Raw genomic sequence first — 17400 nt, 5'->3', positions numbered from 1 at the left:
GCGTCGATGTTCGGCTTGGCGAAGGCTTGTTGCAGGCATGCTTGTGGCGGGGCTCGTGCGGAGATGTCGACGAAGTTAGGAGCCAGGATTGGCGGCAATTAAGGACGAAGGCGTTGGTGAAGCGCTTACTCGACGAGGTTCTGGGAAGGAGGCACACACGGGATCTTGCCGGTGGCGGCAGCGCGCGTGTTGCTGTCACCCCAGGCCAACATCAGCGATTGGGGCTGCGGCCGCGGCTGCGCGCCTAGCCTACTCCGCCACCGCGTCCACCAGCCTGAAGCCGCCGATGCGAATGATCTGCTCGATGCATTCCGCCGCTTCCACGTCGGGCGCGTTTTCCAGCCGCCGCGCAAAGTTTTCGAGGATGCTGTGCCGGTTGTGGCCCTTGACCGCGATCACGAACGGAAAGCCGAATTTTTCGTTGTAGCGCCGGTTCAGGTCCTGCATGCGCTCGAATTCCTCCGGGCTGCATTGATCCAGGCCCGCGCCCTTCTGCTCGCGCGTCGATTCCTCGGTGAGTTCGCCGCGCACCGCGGCGCGGCCGGCAAGTTCCGGGTGGGCGCGGATGAGGCGCAGGCGCTCTTCTTCGCTTGCGCCGCGCACGACATCGGCCATCGCCGCATGCAGTTGCGCGACGCTGGCGAAAGGGCGGCGCGCGCTGGCGCGTTCCGCGACCCAGGGCGAGTGCTCGAAGATGGCGCCGAGGCGCGCGGTGAAGTCCGCCGGGGACATCGTGTTCAATGCGGTGAGGGTGAGTTTGTCGGTCATGGTTGAGCTTGGGTTTTGATGGGCGGCATTGCGTAGGTTGGGCTGCCAAGCCCAACATCGGGCGCCTGCGGATTGCCGGCTTGTTGGGCTTCCTTCGTAGGTTGGGCTGCCAAGCCCAACATCAAACGCCCGCGGTCCGCGGGCATGTTGGGCTTCCTTCGTCAGCCCAACCTACGGTTTCTGATACGGATGCGTTTCCATCCAATGCTTAGCGATATCGATGCGCCGGCAGATCCACACCCCCTCATGCGACTGCACGTAATCGAGGAAGCGCTGCAGCGCGCGGAAGCGACCCGGGCGGCCGAGCAGGCGGCAATGCATGCCGATGGACAGCATCTTCGGACGGTCCTGTCCCTGCGGATCGCCCTCGGCGTACAGCACGTCGAAGCTGTCCTTCAGGTACTGGAAGAATTGCTCGCCGGTGTTGAAGCCCTGCGGCGTGGCAAAGCGCATGTCGTTGGCGTCCAGCGTGTACGGCACCACCAGGTGCGGCTTGCGCCTGTTGTCGCTGGTTGCGACCTCGGTCCAGAACGGCAGGTCGTCGCCGTAGTAATCCGAGTCGTAGGCGAAGCCGCCATGCTCGACGACGAGTCGCCTTGTGTTCGGCGAATCGCGGCCGGTGTACCAGCCCAGCGGAGCCGCGCCGGTCAGTTCGCGGAAGATGGCGATGGCTTCGCGCATGTGGCGGCGCTCGGTGTCTTCGTCGATGTGCTGGTAATGGATCCAGCGCAGGCCGTGGCAGGCGATCTCGTGGCCGAGTTCGACGAAGGCATCGGTCAGCTCCGGGTGGCGCTGCATCGCCATGGCCACGCCGAACACCGTCAGCGGCAGGCCGCGCGATTCGAATTCGCGCAGGATGCGCCAGACGCCGGCGCGCGAGCCGTATTCGTAGATCGATTCCATCGACATGTGCCGGTCGGCATACGATGCCGCGCCGACGATCTCGGACAGGAACTGCTCGGAGCCGGCGTCGCCGTGCAGCACATTGTTCTCCCCGCCCTCTTCATAGTTCAGCACGAACTGCAGCGCGATGCGCGCGCCGCCGGGCCAGCGGGCATGGGGAACATCGCGGCCGTAGCCGATGAGGTCGCGGGGATAGGCGTCTTTCTTGTGCATGGTGGTCCGTTTCAGATTTGCCGGTTATTCGCAGCCATGGGTGTTGGCCTTGGCCGCATGCTGCGCTTCCTCGTCGGAAGCCAGGCCGTTGAAGTACAGGTTCAGCAGCACCGCAGACAGCGCCGCCAGCAGGATGCCGCTGTGCAGCAGCGAGGACATCGCCTTGGGCATGTGCTGCGCCCAGTCGTCCGCCACCATGGGCAGCATGCCGAAGCCGATGGACAGCGCGACGATGAACTGGTTGTGCCGGTTGTTGCGGTAGTCCACGCCGGAGAGGATGCGGATGCCGGTGGCGGCGACCATGCCGAACATCACCAGCCCCGCGCCGCCGAGCACGAATTGCGGCACCGCTTCGGCGGCCTGCGCGATCTTGGGCAGAACGCCCATCACCATCAGGATCACGCCGGCAGCCACGCAGACCCAGCGGCTCTTGACGCCGGTGACGCCGATCAGGCCAACGTTCTGCGAGAACGAGGTGTACGGAAAGGTGTTGAAGATGCCGCCTATCATGGTGCCCAGCGCGTCGGCGCGCAGCCCGCGGCTGATGTCCTGTTGCGACACGCGCTTGCCCACCAGCTCGCCCAGAGCGAGGAACATGCCGGTGGATTCGATCATCACCACCAGCATCACCAGCGTCATGGTGAGGATGGCGAAGACATCGAAGGTCGGCATGCCGAACTGGAACGGCGTCACCAGGGCGAAGCCCTTGGCCGCTGCCACCTTGGCGAAGCTGACCTTGCCCAGCATCCAGGCCAGCGCCGTGCCGGCCACGATGCCGGTGAGCACGGCGATGTTGCACAAAAAGCCCTTGCCGTACTTGGTCACCAGCAGGATCACCACCAGCACGAACAGCGCAATGCCGAGATTGTCCAGCGCTGCATAGGAAGGGTTGGGCACCATGGGCGCCGGGCCCGCGCCGCTCCAGGCGGGATTGGCGACTTTTGCCATGTTCGGCGTGCCGCCCATGGCCCAGTTCACGCCCACGCGCATGAGCGTGATGCCGATCACCGCGATCACGCTGCCCGTGACGATGGGCGGGAACAGCTTCAGCACCCGGCTGATGACGGGCACCAGCAGCAGCGACAACAGGCCCGCGCCGATGACGGCGCCGAAGATGCCGGTCACGCCCAGCGAGGGATTCGCGGCCATGGCCAGCATCGGGCTCACCGACGCGAAGGTCACGCCCATCATCACCGGCATGCGGATGCCGATGAAGCGTCCCAGGCCGAAGGACTGGATCAGCGTCACCAGGCCGCAGCAGAACAGGTCGGCGCTGATCAGCGCGGCCACCTGCTCGGGCTGCAGCTTCAAGGCGCGGCCGACGATCAGGGGCACGGCAATGGCGCCGGCATACATCACCAGCACGTGCTGCAGTCCCAGGGTGAAGAGCTTGATGGCGGGCAGGCGCTGTTCCACGGCCGACGGCATGTCGTTTGCGGGCGTCTCCACGGCATCGTTGCGTTGGCTTTCCTCGGCCGGCGGCGCGGCCATGGTATTGGTATGGCTGGGGGTCATGTTGTCTCCGTATTGCTGCTCGGGATGGATGGATCTTGTTTTTTTATATTGGTTATGAATTGCCGACGGGCTTGTTGCCGGCCCGTCCGAGCGCGGCGCGCAGATCGAAGCGTCTGCTTGTGCCATCGCTCATGCGACATGCGCATTGATCGAGATGCCGCATCATGCGTTCCTGCGCCAGCGCTTCGTCCTTCTGTTCCAGCGCTTCAACCACGGCCAGGTGCTCATCGAAGGAACACGGCTGATGGCCGCTGGCTTCCGGCGTGGACAACAGCAGCGTGGAGCGCGACACCAGGCGCCGCAGCAGGTCGACCACGAGCGTATTGCCGGAAAGCTTGGCCAGCTCGATATGGAATTCCGCGGAGAGCCTTATCCATTGCGGCCGGTTGCCCTGCATGTAGGCATCGCGTTCGCGCGCGATCATGGCGCGCAGGCGCTTGAAGTCGGCAGCCTCGCCCGCCTGCGCGGCCTGCTGCACCACGCGGCCTTCGAGGGTCTGGCGCAGGTCGAACATGTCGTGCGCTTCCTGTTCACTCGGGCTGGCGATGAAGGCGCCGCGATTCGGCTCGAGATCGACCAGGCCATCGGCTGCAAGCCGCGACAGCACCTTGCGCACCGGATGGCGCGCCACGCCATAGATCTCGGCAAGCGTCTGCTCGGCCAGCTTGGTGCCGGCGGGCAGGCGGTGCTCCATGATGGCGTCGTAAATCTCGAGATACATGCGCTCTTCAAGCGGGACTTCCGGGGCCGCGTCGTTATTGGCGACCAGTCTGGGACGTATGCTCATGCTTGCGCCTGGTTGAGAGGGTTGAGGGAAGCAGGTGAAAGGCTGAAAAACGATGTTGACGAGGATGCCGGCCACCGCTAGGATTGTCAACAATTTATTTGGGTTTTTGTCGCAACCCTTTTTGTTGCACCTCCCTTGTTCAACCTCTCCGGGTGAATGCAGTCTCCACGCAGAGATACGTCCCGCCCGACCCCGTGACCGCTCAGGTCGCGGTTCCCTATCCCTGACAAATTGATGGAGCAAAGATGAGCCGTTTGACGACGCACGTCCTCGATACCGCCCATGGCCGGCCGGGACATGGCATCGAACTATCCCTGTACAAAATTGTCGACAATCAGCGTCAACACCTGGTGTCGAAGACCACCAACGACGATGGCCGCTGCGATGGCCCGCTGCTGGAAGGCGCGGCATTCACCGAGGGCGTGTACGAGCTGGACTTCGCGCTCGGCGCCTATTTCAGAAAGCTTGGCGTGGACCTGCCGCAGCCGAACTTTCTCGATGTGGTGACCCTGCGCTTCGGCGTAGCCGATGCGAGCAAGCACTACCATGTGCCGCTGGTGGCGAGCCCGTGGAGCTATTCGACTTATCGCGGCAGCTGAACCGCGACGCAATGAAGGAGACATGAGATGGAAGGTTATCTGCTTGACTGGGCCAATCTGCTGCTGCGCTGGCTGCATGTGATCGTGGCGATCGCGTGGATCGGTTCCTCGTTTTATTTCGTCTGGCTGGACAACAGCCTGCGGCCGCCGGTGAGCCGCGAGCTGAAGGACCGCGGCGTGGGCGGCGAACTCTGGGCCGTGCATGGCGGCGGCTTCTACAATCCGCAGAAATACCTGGGCGCGCCGCCGAGCCTGCCCGAGGATCTGCATTGGTTCTACTGGGAGTCGTACAGCACCTGGCTGTCGGGTTTCGGCTTGTTCTCGGTGCTGTACCTGTTCAATCCGAAGGTATTTTTGATCGATCCGAACGTGGCCAATATCTCGCCGACGGTCGCGGTCGTGGCGGCATTGGGGTTTCTGGTGCTGGGCTGGCTGGTGTATGACACGCTGTGCCGCGTGCTGCGCAAGCAGGAAAAGCTGCTGGCGGTGCTGGTGGTGCTGTATGTGGTCGCCGCGGCCTATGGCGCCTGCCATCTGTTCTCGGGTCGCGCTGCTTTTCTGATCATGGGCGCGATGATCGCGACCATCATGAGCGCGAACGTGTTCTTCTGGATCATCCCGGGCCAGCGCAAGGTGGTGGCGGCGATGAAGGCTGGCCAGCCGGTCGATCCGATCCACGGCCAGCGCGGCAAGCAGCGCAGCGTGCACAACACCTACTTCACGCTGCCGGTGCTGTTCGCGATGCTGTCCAACCACTACAGCATGACCTACAGCCACAAGCACAACTGGCTGGTGCTGGTGCTGATCATGGTGGCTGGCGTATTGATCCGTCAGTTCTTCCTGTTGAAGCACAAGGGCAAGATCAATGTCGCGTATCCGGCGGCGGCGATCGCGATCCTGGTCGGCGTGATCGCGTGGCTGGCACCGGCGCAGCAAGCGGCGGCGCCGGCTGGCGCGGCGGCGGCGGGCGTGGATGTCGGGCAGGTGCAGAAGGTGGTCGAGGCGCGCTGCGTGCAATGCCATGGCGCGAAACCGACGATGATGCCGACGCCGGCCAAGGGCATCGTGCTCGAAGGGCCGGAAGCGATCCGCAGCCATGCGCAGCTGATCTATCAGCAGGTGGTGGTGCAGAAGGCGATGCCGCTCGGGAATGTGACCGGCATTACCGATGACGAGCGGGCGCTGATTGCGAAGTGGTTCGAGGGTGGTGCGAAGTAAGACTTAGCGCTTGATCGATGGGCTGATGAACGGCCGGGGCTTCGGTGGAAGTCCCGGCCGTTTTGTTTGCCCACCCTACACATACCCCGACAACAAAGGTCATCAACTGACAAATTGCGTCACCCTCGTTGACGCGCAACGTAAGAAATTTTCTCCTGTAGCAATTTTCACCCTATCTTTCCACGCCGAAACGCATGGCATGCGTTCTGCAATGTGCCCTCCCGCAGTTTCACTGTTTGACTCAACCACAGGGAGAAAGAACGATGCGGATCAGCAGAAAACGCCGGATGGCGGCGATGCGTGGGGTGGGTGGTTTTACCTTGATTGAATTGATGATCGTGGTGGCGATCATTGGCATCCTGGCGGCGGTGGCGATACCGAGTTATCAGAACTATGTAGCGAAAGCAAAAATGGGAGCAGCCTATTCGGATATCTCTTCGGGAAAGATCGGATATGAGGCGGCCTTTGTCGATGGAAAGACTGTCGACCTCACCACAATCGGCCTGCCCTCATCAACGGGCAATTGCAAACTGATTACCGTTACTGCTCCAAACACCACCTCGGGCGCCGCTACACCAGCCATCAAATGCGACATCAACAATCCCGGACCTTCATTGGGCGCTAGCGCCTATATCCAGATCAACCGGGACGCCAGTGGTCAATATGCCTGCGTAACCAGCGTGGATACCAAGTACCAACCCACGGGTTGCAGCGGAGCCGCAGGAGGAAATAACACAACAAACAATAGTGGCACCACCGGCACCACTGGCGCAGGAGGCTAAGCCACATTGCGTTGAGCCGACAGCTTAGGCCACGTCACAAGCCAGCAAGCTAGACACAAGGACAACCGACACGTTATCCGCGCCGCCAGCCTCATTGGCGGCGCAAATCAACCCCCGGCATAACTCTTCCAAGCTCACATCCGACGCCAGCAATTCCGCGATCTCGTCATCGCCCAGCATGTCGTGCAGTCCATCCGAGCAGAACAGGTACAAGTCGCCCTCTTCCACTCGATGCTCATGCGCCTCGACAGTCAGCTCCACATCCACACCCAGCGCACGCGTGACCAGGTTGCGTATCTTCGAATGCCTCGCCTCTTCCACTGACAGCAGCCCGGCATCGATCTTTTCCTGCACCACTGAATGATCCTTCGTCAGCGCGGTCAGCACGCCGTCGCGCAGCCGGTATGCGCGCGCATCACCGGCATGCGCAATAGCCACGCGGTCTTCCCCGAACAGGCCGGCCACCAGCGTCGCACCCATGCCGCGCAACGACGGTTCATCAACCGCTGCCGCGAGGATGGCTTCATTCGCTTCCAGCGCCGCATCGACCAGCACTTCCCACAAGGTATCGACCGTCACCGGCCCGCGGAGGAAGCGCTGCTCGACCACATCGCGTATCACCGACACCGCGATATCGCTCGCCACTTCGCCAGCCGCATAACCACCCATGCCATCGGCCAGCACCGCCAGGCCGCAATGCGGCACGATGGCGACCGCATCTTCGTTGTGTGAGCGCACCCGGCCGGTGTCGGTGGCGGCGGCGAATTCGTAATGAAAGGAATGGTTCATCGCGGGCAGGCTTGGGGAGTCGCGCCAATATAGCGCCTGCGATGCCAAAGAGGAAATAAAAGAACGGTGAGCCGGCAAGAAAAACGGGGAGCCTCAGCTCCCCGTTTCACCGTTCCCACCGAAGCGGGATCGAATCACGCGTGATTACAGAATCGACTTCAGCAGGCGACCCATTTCCGAAGGATTGCGGGTGACCTTGATGCCGCAGGCTTCCATGATTTCCAGCTTCGCTTCCGCGGTGTCGGCGCCGCCGGAGATCAGCGCGCCGGCATGGCCCATGCGCTTGCCCGGAGGCGCGGTCACGCCAGCGATGAAGCCAACCACCGGCTTCTTCATGTTGTCCTTGATCCAGTAAGCCGCGTTGGCTTCGTCCGGACCGCCGATCTCGCCGATCATGATCACCGCATCGGTGTCCGGATCGTCATTGAACATCTTCATTACGTCGATGTGCTTCAGGCCGTTGATCGGGTCGCCGCCGATGCCCACTGCCGAGGACTGGCCCAGGCCCAGCGCGGTCAGCTGGCCCACGGCTTCATAGGTCAGCGTGCCCGAACGCGACACGACGCCGATGCGGCCCTTCTTGTGGATGTGGCCCGGCATGATGCCGATCTTGATCTCATCCGGCGTGATCAGGCCCGGGCAGTTCGGTCCCAGCAGCAGGGTCTTGCTGCCGGACTTGGCCATGCGGTCCTTCACTTCCATCATGTCGCGCACGGGGATGCCTTCGGTGATGCAGATCGCCAGGTCCAGCTCGGCTTCCACGGCTTCCCAGATCGCAGCAGCGGCGCCCGCGGGCGGCACGTAGATCACGGAAACGTTGGCACCGGTCTGGGCCTTGGCTTCCTTCACGTTCGCGAAGATGGGGATGCCTTCGAAGTCTTCGCCAGCCTTCTTCGGGTTCACGCCGGCGACGAAGCAGTTCTTGCCGTTGGCATACTCCCGGCACATGCGGGTATGGAACTGGCCGGTCTTGCCGGTGATGCCCTGGGTGACGACCTTGGTGTCTTTATTGATGAGAATGGACATTGTGTTTCCTTCTGCGCGTATTCGTGATTGACCGTTATTTGCCGTTGGCCGCAGCGACAACCTTTTGCGCGGCTTCTTCCATGGTGTCGGCGGCGATGATGGGCAGGCCGGATTCGGCCAGCATCTTCTTGCCCAGCTCTTCGTTGGTGCCCTTCATGCGCACCACCAGCGGCACCGACAGCGACACCGCCTTGGAAGCGGTGATCACGCCTTCGGCGATCACGTCGCAGCGCATGATGCCGCCGAAGATGTTGACCAGGATGGCTTTCAGGCCCGGGTTCTTCAACATGATCTTGAAGGCTTCGGTGACCTTCTCCGCGGTCGCGCCGCCGCCCACGTCCAGGAAGTTGGCCGGCTCGCCGCCGAACAGCTTGATGGTGTCCATGGTGGCCATTGCCAGGCCGGCGCCGTTCACCAGGCAGCCGATATTGCCGTCCAGGGAGATGTAAGCCAGGTCGAACTTGGAAGCCTCGACTTCGGCCGGATCCTCTTCATCCAGGTCGCGGTAGGCGACAATTTCCGGATGACGGAACAGCGCGTTGGAGTCGAAGTTGAACTTGGCGTCGAGCGCGATCACCTTGCCGTCGCCGGTCACGATCAGCGGGTTGATCTCGGCCAGCGAGGCGTCGGTTTCCCAGTAAGCCTTGTACAGGCCCTGCAGGTTCGCGCGCGCGGCGGGGATCGATGCTGCCGGGATGCCGATCTTGGCAGCGATGTCGTCGGCGTCCTTGTCGGTCAGGCCGATCGCCGGATCGATCGCCACCTTGTGGATCAGCTCCGGATGCTTCTCGGCGACTTCCTCGATGTCCATGCCGCCTTCGCTGGAAGCCATCAGCACGACGCGCTGGCTGACGCGGTCGGTGACCATCGAAACATACAGTTCCTTCTTGATGTCCGCGCCTTCTTCAATCATCAGGCGGCGCACCTTCTGGCCTTCCGGGCCGGTCTGGTGGGTGATGAGCTGCATGCCCATGATGGCGTTCGCGTATTCGCGCACCTGGTCGATGGACTTGGCAACCTTGACGCCGCCGCCCTTGCCGCGGCCGCCGGCGTGGATCTGTGCCTTGACGACCCATACCGGACCGCCGAGGGTTTCGGCGGCCTTGACAGCTTCCTCAACGCTCATGCACGGGATGCCGCGTGGAACGGTCACTCCGAATTTGCGGAGGATTTCTTTACCCTGGTACTCATGGATTTTCATGCGAGCTTCCCTTCAAACGCTGATGTGGTTGGCTGCTTGCAGCCGGTTGATCAAGTGGTGGATTTGGTTGGCCGGGCCGTTGCCCAGCGCGGATAGAACTGCGCGACCGCGGCGCCATCGGTGCGCAAGGCATGGCAGCGGTCGAGTTGAAACGGTTTGATTGCCTGGCCGTCCGCGCCCGCCTCGCCGCGCACCGGGATCACGTCGCCGGCGAATGCCTGCACCGCCGCCGTCGGCAGGATGGTGGCGAGCTCGGAAAGATGCGTGCAGCCGGCAATGCCGCCCATGCGCTGCTTTACCTCGTAGCGAAAACCCTGCATCAGATTCAGGCCGATGAGCTTGCGGTAGTCGGGACCGATGGTGTCGCAATGGCCGGGGTACGGCGTGGAATCGGAAACGGCGGCGACATCGACGATCTGCATGCTGGTGTCGATGGTCAGGCGCAGCCACAGGTCGTGGATGGGTTCACCAGCGACACGCACGCCTGCCGCGGCATGGACGTCGCGGGTTTTCACATCGGAGATGTTGGCATCGATATCCCATAGTCCGTCTTCGCGCGCATAGGCATCGATGCGGATGGCGCGGGTGTGTTTCTTCTCGCGACGAACGGGGGAATTTGGCAGGGGCATAAAGACACGGGTGCCAGGGAGCGGCGAAGCATGGATATGCCGCATTTGCGCGTTACTGTCACAGCTTCTGCGACAGCGGCCGCTCCTGCGGCGTTAGCAAAAAAACCGGGAGAGTGTAGCACAGCTTGTGGCCGCTTTAGCAAGCGGAGTGTCGGGATGGCATCGAGGTAATTCGGGCAAGACTCGATTCGCAGCGGCGGCCGCCGAGTCTTATCAGATTGAAACCCAGAAGCCAACCTCGTTGAGCGGCAAGCAGCGCGCAAGCGACTGGAAGCGGCTTTGCAGTCGTTTCGAACCCTTGGGCAGAAGTCTTGCCAAGCGTGACATCCTCTTCGCGGCGACGGCGACCATTCTGTGGCGCCTGAGAGGGACGACATGGTCAAAATTTCGCAGGCAGCCGGCTTGTCGCTGACGACCCGCCTGAAGCAAAACCGCGCATGCAGACTTCGCGCGCACCGCGTGCATCGCGGCAGCAAAGCAAATGACCGTATGCACACTGAACTTTCCATCATCGAACAGCTACAGATGCGCCTGAGCGGCTCGTTTGCTCGCCATCCAGGGCGTTATCAGAGTGGCGACAACGCTATTGCGCCTCCGAGCTTTTTTCCATCCTGAAAATTCAACTCAACATGCGTATCGATCAACATGGCGTGACTGCGCCTGTCCATCAGCAACACACTCAAGCCACCGATGAAGGGCAACAGGTCCAGACTGGAAATGGACCTCAACAGGCACCGGTGGTGCATCGCCAAGCGCAATACGCCGCCCTGCTTGTCAATCTGGGCAATGCTCGGGTAGCGCCGGCGAACTTCAATGGCCCTGGCCCGGCTTTGGCGGCGCGAAACGGTCCTGCCCGGGGTGTAACCATGTTGCTTGATGCCGCAGCGCACCTGGCATTGAACCAGTAAGACTTTCTCTAAGCGGATCGGTGCCGCAGACGGAGCGTCAGGCAACAAGCAGCTCTTACGATCACGTTGCTCATCCATGAACAAAGATAAAAAAAAGCGGGTCTGCCATTAAGGCAGACCCGCTTACTTCATTACCCGAAGAAGCGCTTGTCGCTTACTCCGCTTCGTTCACTTCCTTTGCTTCCTTCGCCTCACGCGCAGCCTTCGCGCCATCGGCGCCCTTGCCGGCCGGGATTTCCGGCACGCCCAGCGAAGCGCGCACCTTGTTCTCGATCTCGCGTCCCAGCTCCGGACGCTCCTTCAGGAAGTTACGGGCGTTGTCCTTGCCCTGGCCGATGCGCTCACCGTTGTAGCTGTACCAGGCGCCCGACTTCTCGACGATCTTCGCATCCACGCCGAGGTCGATGATCTCGCCTTCACGCGACGTGCCTTCTCCGTACAGGATGTCGAAGTGCGCTTCCTTGAACGGCGGCGCGATCTTGTTCTTGACGACCTTGACCTTGGTTTCGTTACCGATCACCTCGTCGCCGGACTTGATCGAGCCGGTGCGGCGGATGTCCAGGCGCACGGACGCATAGAACTTCAGCGCATTGCCGCCGGTGGTGGTTTCCGGATTGCCGAACATGACGCCGATCTTCATGCGGATCTGGTTGATGAAGATCACCAGGGTGTTGGTACGGTTGATCGACGCGGTCAGCTTGCGCAGCGCCTGCGACATCAGGCGGGCCTGCAGGCCGGGCAGCGAATCGCCCATGTCGCCTTCGATTTCCGCACGCGGGGTCAGCGCCGCGACCGAGTCGACCACGATCAGGTCGACGCCACCCGAACGCACCAGCGCATCGGTGATTTCCAGCGCCTGCTCACCGGTGTCCGGCTGCGAGATCAGCAGGTCGGACAGGTTGATGCCCAGCTTCTGCGCGTAGCCGACATCCAGCGCATGCTCGGCGTCGATGAAGGCGCAGGTGCCGCCCACCTTCTGCATCTCGGCGATGGTTTGCAGCGTCAGCGTGGTTTTACCCGAGGATTCCGGGCCGTAGATTTCTACGATGCGTCCGCGCGGCAGGCCGCCGACACCGAGCGCAACGTCCAGGCCGAGCGAGCCGGTGGACACCACCTGGACTTCCTCGGCGGGCGAGTTGTCCGCCATGCGCATGACGGAGCCCTTGCCGAACTGCTTCTCGATTTGCGCCAGCGCGGCCGCAAGCGCCTTGCTCTTGTCCGAGCCGGTTTGTGCTTTCTTGTCGTCCATATATGTCTTTCAGCGTGGGAGTCAGACCGGCTGGTGGCAGCGCGATGCGACGGTTGAGGGGAGAAATGCGGAACCGATACTGTACATAAATCCAGTGGTTTTAGCAAGCGAAACCGGCGGTGCTGTGGGGTTTTCGGGAGCGGCATTGCCGCGTTTTCCGCCGGCCCTGAGTCATGGAATTTGCGGCCGGGACACCGAATTGCAAGACACCGGACACTACAGCATTCAGCCGCTTTTTTCCATTTCCGTTCTTGTTCGTAGAACGAAAAGCCAATAGACTCCCTTAACCATTTGCCAAAACTCCCCCATGCGTATTCTGCTTGCCGAAGATGACGGTGTCCTCGCCGATGGATTGACGCGCTCGCTGCGCCAGTCCGGCTATGCGGTCGACTGCGTCAAGGATGGCCAGGAAGCCAATGCCGCGCTCTCCGTGCAGGATTTCGACCTGCTGATCCTTGACCTCGGTCTGCCGCGCATGGATGGCCTGGAAGTGCTGCGCCGGCTGCGCCTGCGCGATTCGCGCATGCCGGTGCTGATACTGACCGCCAATGATTCCGTCGATCAGCGGGTGCGCGGGCTGGACCTGGGCGCCGACGATTTCATGGCCAAGCCCTTCGCGCTGTCCGAACTCGAAGCCCGGGTGCGTGCGCTGACGCGGCGCGGCGTCGGCGGCGGACCGACGATGATCCGCCACGGCCCGCTGGCCTTCGACCAGGTTGGCCGCGTCGCTTACCTGAACGAACAGATGCTCGATCTGTCCGCGCGCGAGCTCGGCCTGCTGGAAATCCTGCTGCAGCGCACCGGCCGGCTGGTGTCGAAGGAGCAATTGGTGGACCACATGTGCTCCTGGGGCGAGGAAGTCAGCAATAACGCCATCGAGGTCTATGTGCACCGGCTGCGCAAGAAAATCGAGGCGGGCGGCGTGCGCATCGCCACCGTGCGCGGGCTCGGCTACTGCCTGGAGAAATACGTGGATCCGGCCGGTCAGACGCGGCCGGCAGCCTGAGCGACGTAGCGCATGGACCGCGCGCCGCAGGCCGCATCGGCTCTACAGGAAGACGAGGAAACCACGCAGCGCTCGCTGTTCGGCGAGATCCTGGACTGGATGCTGGTGCCGCTGTTGCTGCTGTGGCCGCTGAGCATCGCCATCACCTACCTGGTCGCGAAGAACATCGCCAATCAGCCCTTCGACCGCGAACTCGAGGACAAGGTCACGGTGCTGGCGCAGCAGGTCAAGCTCATCGACGGCCGCATCGCGGTGGGATTGCCGGCGGCGGCGCGCGACATGCTGCGCGCCGATGAAATCGATGCCGTCAGCTACCAGGTGCTGGGGCCGCGCGGCGAATTGCTCGACGGCGAGCTCGATATGCCTGTGCCGGTGGACGATGAGGACCGCACGCCCTGGGCCGTCACGCTGCGCTACGACACGATGCGCAATGCCGATGTGCGCATCGCCTATGTCTACGTCGGCCTGCCGCCGCAGGAAGGCGGCATCGCGCCGCGCCAGGCGCTGGTGCAGGTTGCCGAAACCCTGGACAAGCGTGCCGACCTGGCTAACCAGATCATCAAAGGCGTGATCCTGCCCGAATTCATCATCCTGCCCGTGGCCCTGGCGCTGGTGTGGTTTGCGCTGTCGCGCGGCCTGTCGCCACTGGCGGAACTGCAGCGGCAATTGCGCGCGCGCCGCAGCGAAGACCTGTCGCCGATCGATACCAGCCATGTGCCGGAAGAAATCACGCCGCTGGTCGGCTCGCTGAATGCGATGCTGGAAAAGGTATCGCAGAGCATCGAGATGCAGAAGCGCTTCATCGCCGATGCGGCGCACCAGATGAAGACGCCGCTGGCCGGCATGCGCATGCAGTCCGAGCTGGCGCTGCGCCAGACCAGCGCCGAGGAAATCCATCGCTCGCTCGAGCAACTGGCCAAGAGCAGCGAATCGGCCACGCGCCTGGTGAATCAGCTGCTGGCGCTGGCGCGCGCGGAAAACCAGACGCCGCAGGCCTCGCCCTTCGTGCCGGTGGAGCTGTCCGAACTGGCGCGCAATGTGGTGCACGACTGGGTACAGCTGGCCTTTGCGCGCGGCATCGATATCGGCTTCGAACAGCCCGAGCATCCGCTGCTGGTGGCGGGCAATCCAACCATGCTGCGCGAGCTGCTCGGCAACCTGATCGACAATGCCTTGCGTTATACCCCGGCCAACGGCAGCGTGACCGTGCGCGTGCGTGCGGACTTGCCGCATGAACTGGCGATACTGGAAGTCGAAGACACCGGTCCCGGCATTGCGCCGGCCGAGCGCGGTCACGTGTTCGAACGCTTCTACCGCATCCTCGGCAGCCATACCGAAGGCAGCGGCCTGGGCCTGGCCATCGTGCGCGAGATCGCGCAGCAGCATGGCGCCGAGGTCGAGATTCTCGCCAATCCGCAGTGCCGCGACAGAAAGCTGCCGGGCACGCTGTTGCGCGTGACGCTACCGATGCGGCAGCGCCCGGACCAACTCGAGGACTACAGCTGACATGCCTTCCACAGAACAACGCGGCAGCATCTGGTGGCGCCGCACGCGCCGCCTGACCCTGCTGCTGCTGGCGATCTGGTTCGCGCTGACCTTCGTGGCCATCTTCTTTGCGCGGGAATTGTCGCAGCTGGTGGTATTCGGCTGGTCGCTGTCGTTCTACCTCGCTGCCCAGGGCGCACTGCTCGGTTATCTGGCGCTGATCGGCATCTATGCGTTGTGCATGCGTCGAATCGATAGCAAAGCGCTGGAGGAACGCCATGGCGCTTAAGCGATATACCCGGCGCCTGACGCAGCACTATCTGCTCTACACCATCGGCTTCTTCCTGATCCTGGCCGCGCTGGCGGTGCTGGAAAAGGAAGGTTTTCCGCGCACCTGGATCGGCTATCTGTTCATCTTCGCCACCATCGTGCTGTATGCCGGCATCGGCGTGATCAGCCGCACCGCGGACGTGGTCGAATACTATGTCGCCGGACGCCGCGTGCCGGCGCTGTTCAACGGCATGGCGACCGCGGCCGACTGGATCTCGGCGGCCAGCTTCATCAGCCTGGCCGGCGGCCTGTATCTGCAGGGCTTCGACGGCCTGGCCTACATCATGGGCTGGACCGGCGGTTATGTATTGGTAGCCCTGCTGATTGCGCCCTATCTGCGTCGTTTCGGCCAGTACACGATCCCCGACTTTCTCGCCGCGCGCTATCCGGTCAGGGGCAGCGGCACGCCGATCCGGCTGATCTCGGCGGCGGCCACGGTGATGATTTCCTTCACCTATGTGGTCGCGCAAATCTATGGCGTCGGCCTCATCACCTCGCGCTTTACCGGCATCGACTTTTCCATCGGCATCTTCCTCGGCCTGGCCAGCATCCTGGTGTGCTCATTCCTCGGCGGCATGCGCGCGATCACCTGGACCCAGGTGGCGCAGTACATCATCATCCTGGTCGCCTACATGATTCCGGTGGTGTGGCTGTCGGCCGAGCACACCGGCATCCCGGTGCCGCAGGTGGCGTATGGCGCGGCGCTGGCCAAGCTGTCGCAGCGCGAAGCCGAGCTCACTGCGGATCCGGCCGAACAGGAAGTGCGCGCCGCCTTCCGCCGCCGCGCCGATGAGGATACGGCGCGCCTGGCCGCCCTGCCCGGTTCCTGGGAAGAGGGAAAGCGGCTGGCGCAGCGGCACGTCGAAGATCTGAAGACCAGCAATGCCTCGCTGCTGCAGATCCGCGCCGCCACGCGCGAACTCGCGGCCTATCCGCGCGATCCGGCGGAGGCGCGCCGCGTCTGGTCGGAAGACCGGGCCGCGAATCTCGCGCGCGCCGCGCCGCCGAATTCGCATGTCGCGCCGTTTCCAGGACCGGACAAGGCGAGTTCGGATGCGCGCCGCAACAACTTTCTGGCCCTGGTGCTGTGCCTGATGATGGGCACCGCCGCGCTGCCGCACATCCTGGTGCGCAGCTACACCACGCCATCGGTGGCGGCCTCGCGCAGCTCGGTGTTCTGGACGCTGCTGTGCATCCTGCTGGTCTACACCGCCGTGCCGGCGCTGGCCGCGCTGGTGAAGTACGACATCTATACCTCGCTGGTGGGCAGCGAATACAACAGCCTGCCGGCCTGGGTCTCTTATTGGGCCAGCATCGACAAGCTGCATCCACTGGTGCAGATCACCGACATCAACGGCGACGGCTATGTACAGCTTGCCGAGATCGCCATCGATGCCGACATGGTGGTGCTGGCCACGCCCGAGATCGCCGGCCTGCCCTATGTGATTTCCGGCCTGATCGCCGCTGGCGGACTGGCCGCGGCGCTGTCCACCGCGGATGGCCTGCTGCTGACCATATCCAGCGCGCTCGCGCACGATACCTATTACAAGACGATCGCCCCGATGGCCTCGACCCAGAAACGGGTGACGATTTCCAAGCTGATGCTGGTGGTGGTGGCGCTCCTGGCCGCGTATGCCGCGTCGCTCAAGCCAGGCAACATCCTGACAGTAGTCGGCATGGCGTTTTCGCTGGCGGCCTCGACACTGTTTCCGGTGCTGGTGGCCGCGGTGTTCTGGCGCCGCGCCAATGGTTGCGGCGCCATCGCCGGCATGCTGGTCGGCTTCATGGTCTGCGTGTATTACATGCTGCATGCCGGCGCCGTGCCGGAAGGCGAGCTTGCATCCCTGTGGTTCGGCATCGCGCCGATATCGGCCGGGGTCTTCGGCGTGCCGGCCGGATGCACCGCGCTGGTGCTGGCAAGCCTCATGACGGCGCCGCCGGATGCACGAATCGAGGGATTCATTGAGCAATTGCGCCAACCGGATGCATGAG

At 63.0% G+C, this 17400-nt stretch carries 18 protein-coding genes; 9 read left to right on the top strand and 9 right to left on the bottom strand.

The features are described from left to right. Nucleotides 1-249: 249 nt before the first annotated feature. The 4 genes from uraD to JJB74_RS09820 all read right to left on the bottom strand — a co-directional run bounded on the left by uraD (nucleotide 250) and on the right by JJB74_RS09820 (nucleotide 4186). Nucleotides 250-768, bottom strand: coding sequence for a 2-oxo-4-hydroxy-4-carboxy-5-ureidoimidazoline decarboxylase (gene uraD / locus JJB74_RS09835; protein WP_200591673.1), 519 nt, complete (start codon nucleotides 766-768; stop codon nucleotides 250-252). A 171-nt stretch (nucleotides 769-939) separates the two neighbouring features. Continuing rightward, entirely contained in the window at nucleotides 940-1884 is a 945-nt protein-coding gene (gene puuE, locus JJB74_RS09830; RefSeq protein WP_200591672.1) for an allantoinase PuuE, read from the bottom strand. Nucleotides 1885-1908: 24 nt separating this feature from the next. Beyond that, nucleotides 1909-3399, bottom strand: coding sequence for a nucleobase:cation symporter-2 family protein (locus tag JJB74_RS09825; protein WP_407672303.1), 1491 nt, complete (start codon nucleotides 3397-3399; stop codon nucleotides 1909-1911). A 52-nt stretch (nucleotides 3400-3451) separates the two neighbouring features. Continuing rightward, on the bottom strand, nucleotides 3452-4186 hold the full coding sequence (locus JJB74_RS09820; RefSeq protein WP_200591671.1) for a GntR family transcriptional regulator: 735 nt from the start codon (nucleotides 4184-4186) through the stop codon (nucleotides 3452-3454). 245 nt (nucleotides 4187-4431) lie between these two features. On the opposite strand from JJB74_RS09820, the gene uraH reads away from it, so the two are divergent. From uraH to JJB74_RS09805, 3 genes are all read left to right on the top strand, one after another. Next, nucleotides 4432-4785 (top strand): hydroxyisourate hydrolase, encoded by a 354-nt coding sequence (gene uraH, locus JJB74_RS09815; protein ID WP_200591670.1) that lies wholly within the window; start codon nucleotides 4432-4434, stop codon nucleotides 4783-4785. A 27-nt stretch (nucleotides 4786-4812) separates the two neighbouring features. After that, nucleotides 4813-6003 (top strand): urate hydroxylase PuuD, encoded by a 1191-nt coding sequence (locus JJB74_RS09810; protein WP_200591669.1) that lies wholly within the window; start codon nucleotides 4813-4815, stop codon nucleotides 6001-6003. A gap of 263 nt (nucleotides 6004-6266) precedes the next feature. Continuing rightward, nucleotides 6267-6785, top strand: coding sequence for a pilin (locus JJB74_RS09805; RefSeq protein ID WP_325170118.1), 519 nt, complete (start codon nucleotides 6267-6269; stop codon nucleotides 6783-6785). A 24-nt stretch (nucleotides 6786-6809) separates the two neighbouring features. Here JJB74_RS09805 and JJB74_RS09800 read toward each other — a convergent pair whose 3' ends face one another. The 4 genes from JJB74_RS09800 to JJB74_RS09785 all read right to left on the bottom strand — a co-directional run bounded on the left by JJB74_RS09800 (nucleotide 6810) and on the right by JJB74_RS09785 (nucleotide 10430). Further along, nucleotides 6810-7574 carry a Stp1/IreP family PP2C-type Ser/Thr phosphatase gene (locus tag JJB74_RS09800; protein WP_200591668.1) on the bottom strand — a complete coding sequence of 255 codons (765 nt, stop codon included), beginning with the start codon at nucleotides 7572-7574 and terminating at the stop codon, nucleotides 6810-6812. 144 nt (nucleotides 7575-7718) lie between these two features. After that, on the bottom strand, nucleotides 7719-8600 hold the full coding sequence (gene sucD, locus JJB74_RS09795) for a succinate--CoA ligase subunit alpha (protein ID WP_200591667.1): 882 nt from the start codon (nucleotides 8598-8600) through the stop codon (nucleotides 7719-7721). Between the two features lie 34 nt (nucleotides 8601-8634). Then, complete coding sequence (gene sucC, locus JJB74_RS09790) at nucleotides 8635-9801, bottom strand: ADP-forming succinate--CoA ligase subunit beta (RefSeq protein ID WP_200591666.1); 1167 nt, start codon at nucleotides 9799-9801, stop codon at nucleotides 8635-8637. A 50-nt stretch (nucleotides 9802-9851) separates the two neighbouring features. After that, nucleotides 9852-10430, bottom strand: a complete 579-nt coding sequence (locus JJB74_RS09785; protein ID WP_200591665.1) for a DUF2889 domain-containing protein — start codon at nucleotides 10428-10430, stop codon at nucleotides 9852-9854. A 375-nt stretch (nucleotides 10431-10805) separates the two neighbouring features. Between JJB74_RS09785 and JJB74_RS09780 the strand changes: the two genes are divergently transcribed. Beyond that, complete coding sequence (locus JJB74_RS09780; RefSeq protein WP_200591664.1) at nucleotides 10806-11045, top strand: hypothetical protein; 240 nt, start codon at nucleotides 10806-10808, stop codon at nucleotides 11043-11045. A 14-nt stretch (nucleotides 11046-11059) separates the two neighbouring features. Continuing rightward, nucleotides 11060-11338 carry a hypothetical protein gene (locus JJB74_RS09775; protein WP_200591663.1) on the top strand — a complete coding sequence of 93 codons (279 nt, stop codon included), beginning with the start codon at nucleotides 11060-11062 and terminating at the stop codon, nucleotides 11336-11338. A gap of 154 nt (nucleotides 11339-11492) precedes the next feature. On the opposite strand, the gene recA is transcribed toward JJB74_RS09775, so the two are convergent. Continuing rightward, nucleotides 11493-12587, bottom strand: coding sequence for a recombinase RecA (gene recA, locus JJB74_RS09770; RefSeq protein ID WP_200591662.1), 1095 nt, complete (start codon nucleotides 12585-12587; stop codon nucleotides 11493-11495). A gap of 307 nt (nucleotides 12588-12894) precedes the next feature. On the opposite strand from recA, the gene JJB74_RS09765 reads away from it, so the two are divergent. From JJB74_RS09765 to JJB74_RS09750, 4 genes are read left to right on the top strand one after another with little or no spacing between them, the layout of a single operon-like run. Next, nucleotides 12895-13593, top strand: coding sequence for a response regulator transcription factor (locus JJB74_RS09765; protein ID WP_200591661.1), 699 nt, complete (start codon nucleotides 12895-12897; stop codon nucleotides 13591-13593). A gap of 12 nt (nucleotides 13594-13605) precedes the next feature. Beyond that, nucleotides 13606-15099, top strand: a complete 1494-nt coding sequence (locus JJB74_RS09760; protein ID WP_200591660.1) for a sensor histidine kinase — start codon at nucleotides 13606-13608, stop codon at nucleotides 15097-15099. Nucleotide 15100: 1 nt separating this feature from the next. Beyond that, nucleotides 15101-15367: a DUF4212 domain-containing protein gene (locus tag JJB74_RS09755; RefSeq protein ID WP_200591659.1), complete on the top strand. Its 267-nt coding sequence runs from the start codon at nucleotides 15101-15103 to the stop codon at nucleotides 15365-15367. Then, nucleotides 15357-17399, top strand: a complete 2043-nt coding sequence (locus tag JJB74_RS09750; RefSeq protein ID WP_200591658.1) for a sodium:solute symporter family protein — start codon at nucleotides 15357-15359, stop codon at nucleotides 17397-17399. Before JJB74_RS09755 ends, JJB74_RS09750 begins: the two co-directional genes overlap by 11 nt. Nucleotide 17400: the final 1 nt, after the last annotated feature.

It is taken from the genome of Noviherbaspirillum pedocola, from assembly GCF_016632335.1.
GTDB lineage: Bacteria > Pseudomonadota > Gammaproteobacteria > Burkholderiales > Burkholderiaceae_D > Noviherbaspirillum_A > Noviherbaspirillum_A pedocola.
This window is presented reverse-complemented; position numbering and strand designations above follow the sequence as displayed.

Bases quoted from the DNA above. Each gene is read 5' to 3' on its own strand.
- uraD (WP_200591673.1), bottom strand. From the start codon at position 768: ATGACCGACAAACTCACCCTCACCGCATTGAACACGATGTCCCCGGCG.
- puuE (WP_200591672.1), bottom strand. From the start codon at position 1,884: ATGCACAAGAAAGACGCCTATCCCCGCGACCTCATCGGCTACGGCCGC.
- JJB74_RS09825 (WP_407672303.1), bottom strand. From the start codon at position 3,399: ATGACCCCCAGCCATACCAATACCATGGCCGCGCCGCCGGCCGAGGAA.
- JJB74_RS09820 (WP_200591671.1), bottom strand. From the start codon at position 4,186: ATGAGCATACGTCCCAGACTGGTCGCCAATAACGACGCGGCCCCGGAA.
- uraH (WP_200591670.1), top strand. From the start codon at position 4,432: ATGAGCCGTTTGACGACGCACGTCCTCGATACCGCCCATGGCCGGCCG.
- JJB74_RS09810 (WP_200591669.1), top strand. From the start codon at position 4,813: ATGGAAGGTTATCTGCTTGACTGGGCCAATCTGCTGCTGCGCTGGCTG.
- JJB74_RS09805 (WP_325170118.1), top strand. From the start codon at position 6,267: ATGCGGATCAGCAGAAAACGCCGGATGGCGGCGATGCGTGGGGTGGGT.
- JJB74_RS09800 (WP_200591668.1), bottom strand. From the start codon at position 7,574: ATGAACCATTCCTTTCATTACGAATTCGCCGCCGCCACCGACACCGGC.
- sucD (WP_200591667.1), bottom strand. From the start codon at position 8,600: ATGTCCATTCTCATCAATAAAGACACCAAGGTCGTCACCCAGGGCATC.
- sucC (WP_200591666.1), bottom strand. From the start codon at position 9,801: ATGAAAATCCATGAGTACCAGGGTAAAGAAATCCTCCGCAAATTCGGA.
- JJB74_RS09785 (WP_200591665.1), bottom strand. From the start codon at position 10,430: ATGCCCCTGCCAAATTCCCCCGTTCGTCGCGAGAAGAAACACACCCGC.
- JJB74_RS09780 (WP_200591664.1), top strand. From the start codon at position 10,806: ATGGTCAAAATTTCGCAGGCAGCCGGCTTGTCGCTGACGACCCGCCTG.
- JJB74_RS09775 (WP_200591663.1), top strand. From the start codon at position 11,060: ATGCGTATCGATCAACATGGCGTGACTGCGCCTGTCCATCAGCAACAC.
- recA (WP_200591662.1), bottom strand. From the start codon at position 12,587: ATGGACGACAAGAAAGCACAAACCGGCTCGGACAAGAGCAAGGCGCTT.
- JJB74_RS09765 (WP_200591661.1), top strand. From the start codon at position 12,895: ATGCGTATTCTGCTTGCCGAAGATGACGGTGTCCTCGCCGATGGATTG.
- JJB74_RS09760 (WP_200591660.1), top strand. From the start codon at position 13,606: ATGGACCGCGCGCCGCAGGCCGCATCGGCTCTACAGGAAGACGAGGAA.
- JJB74_RS09755 (WP_200591659.1), top strand. From the start codon at position 15,101: ATGCCTTCCACAGAACAACGCGGCAGCATCTGGTGGCGCCGCACGCGC.
- JJB74_RS09750 (WP_200591658.1), top strand. From the start codon at position 15,357: ATGGCGCTTAAGCGATATACCCGGCGCCTGACGCAGCACTATCTGCTC.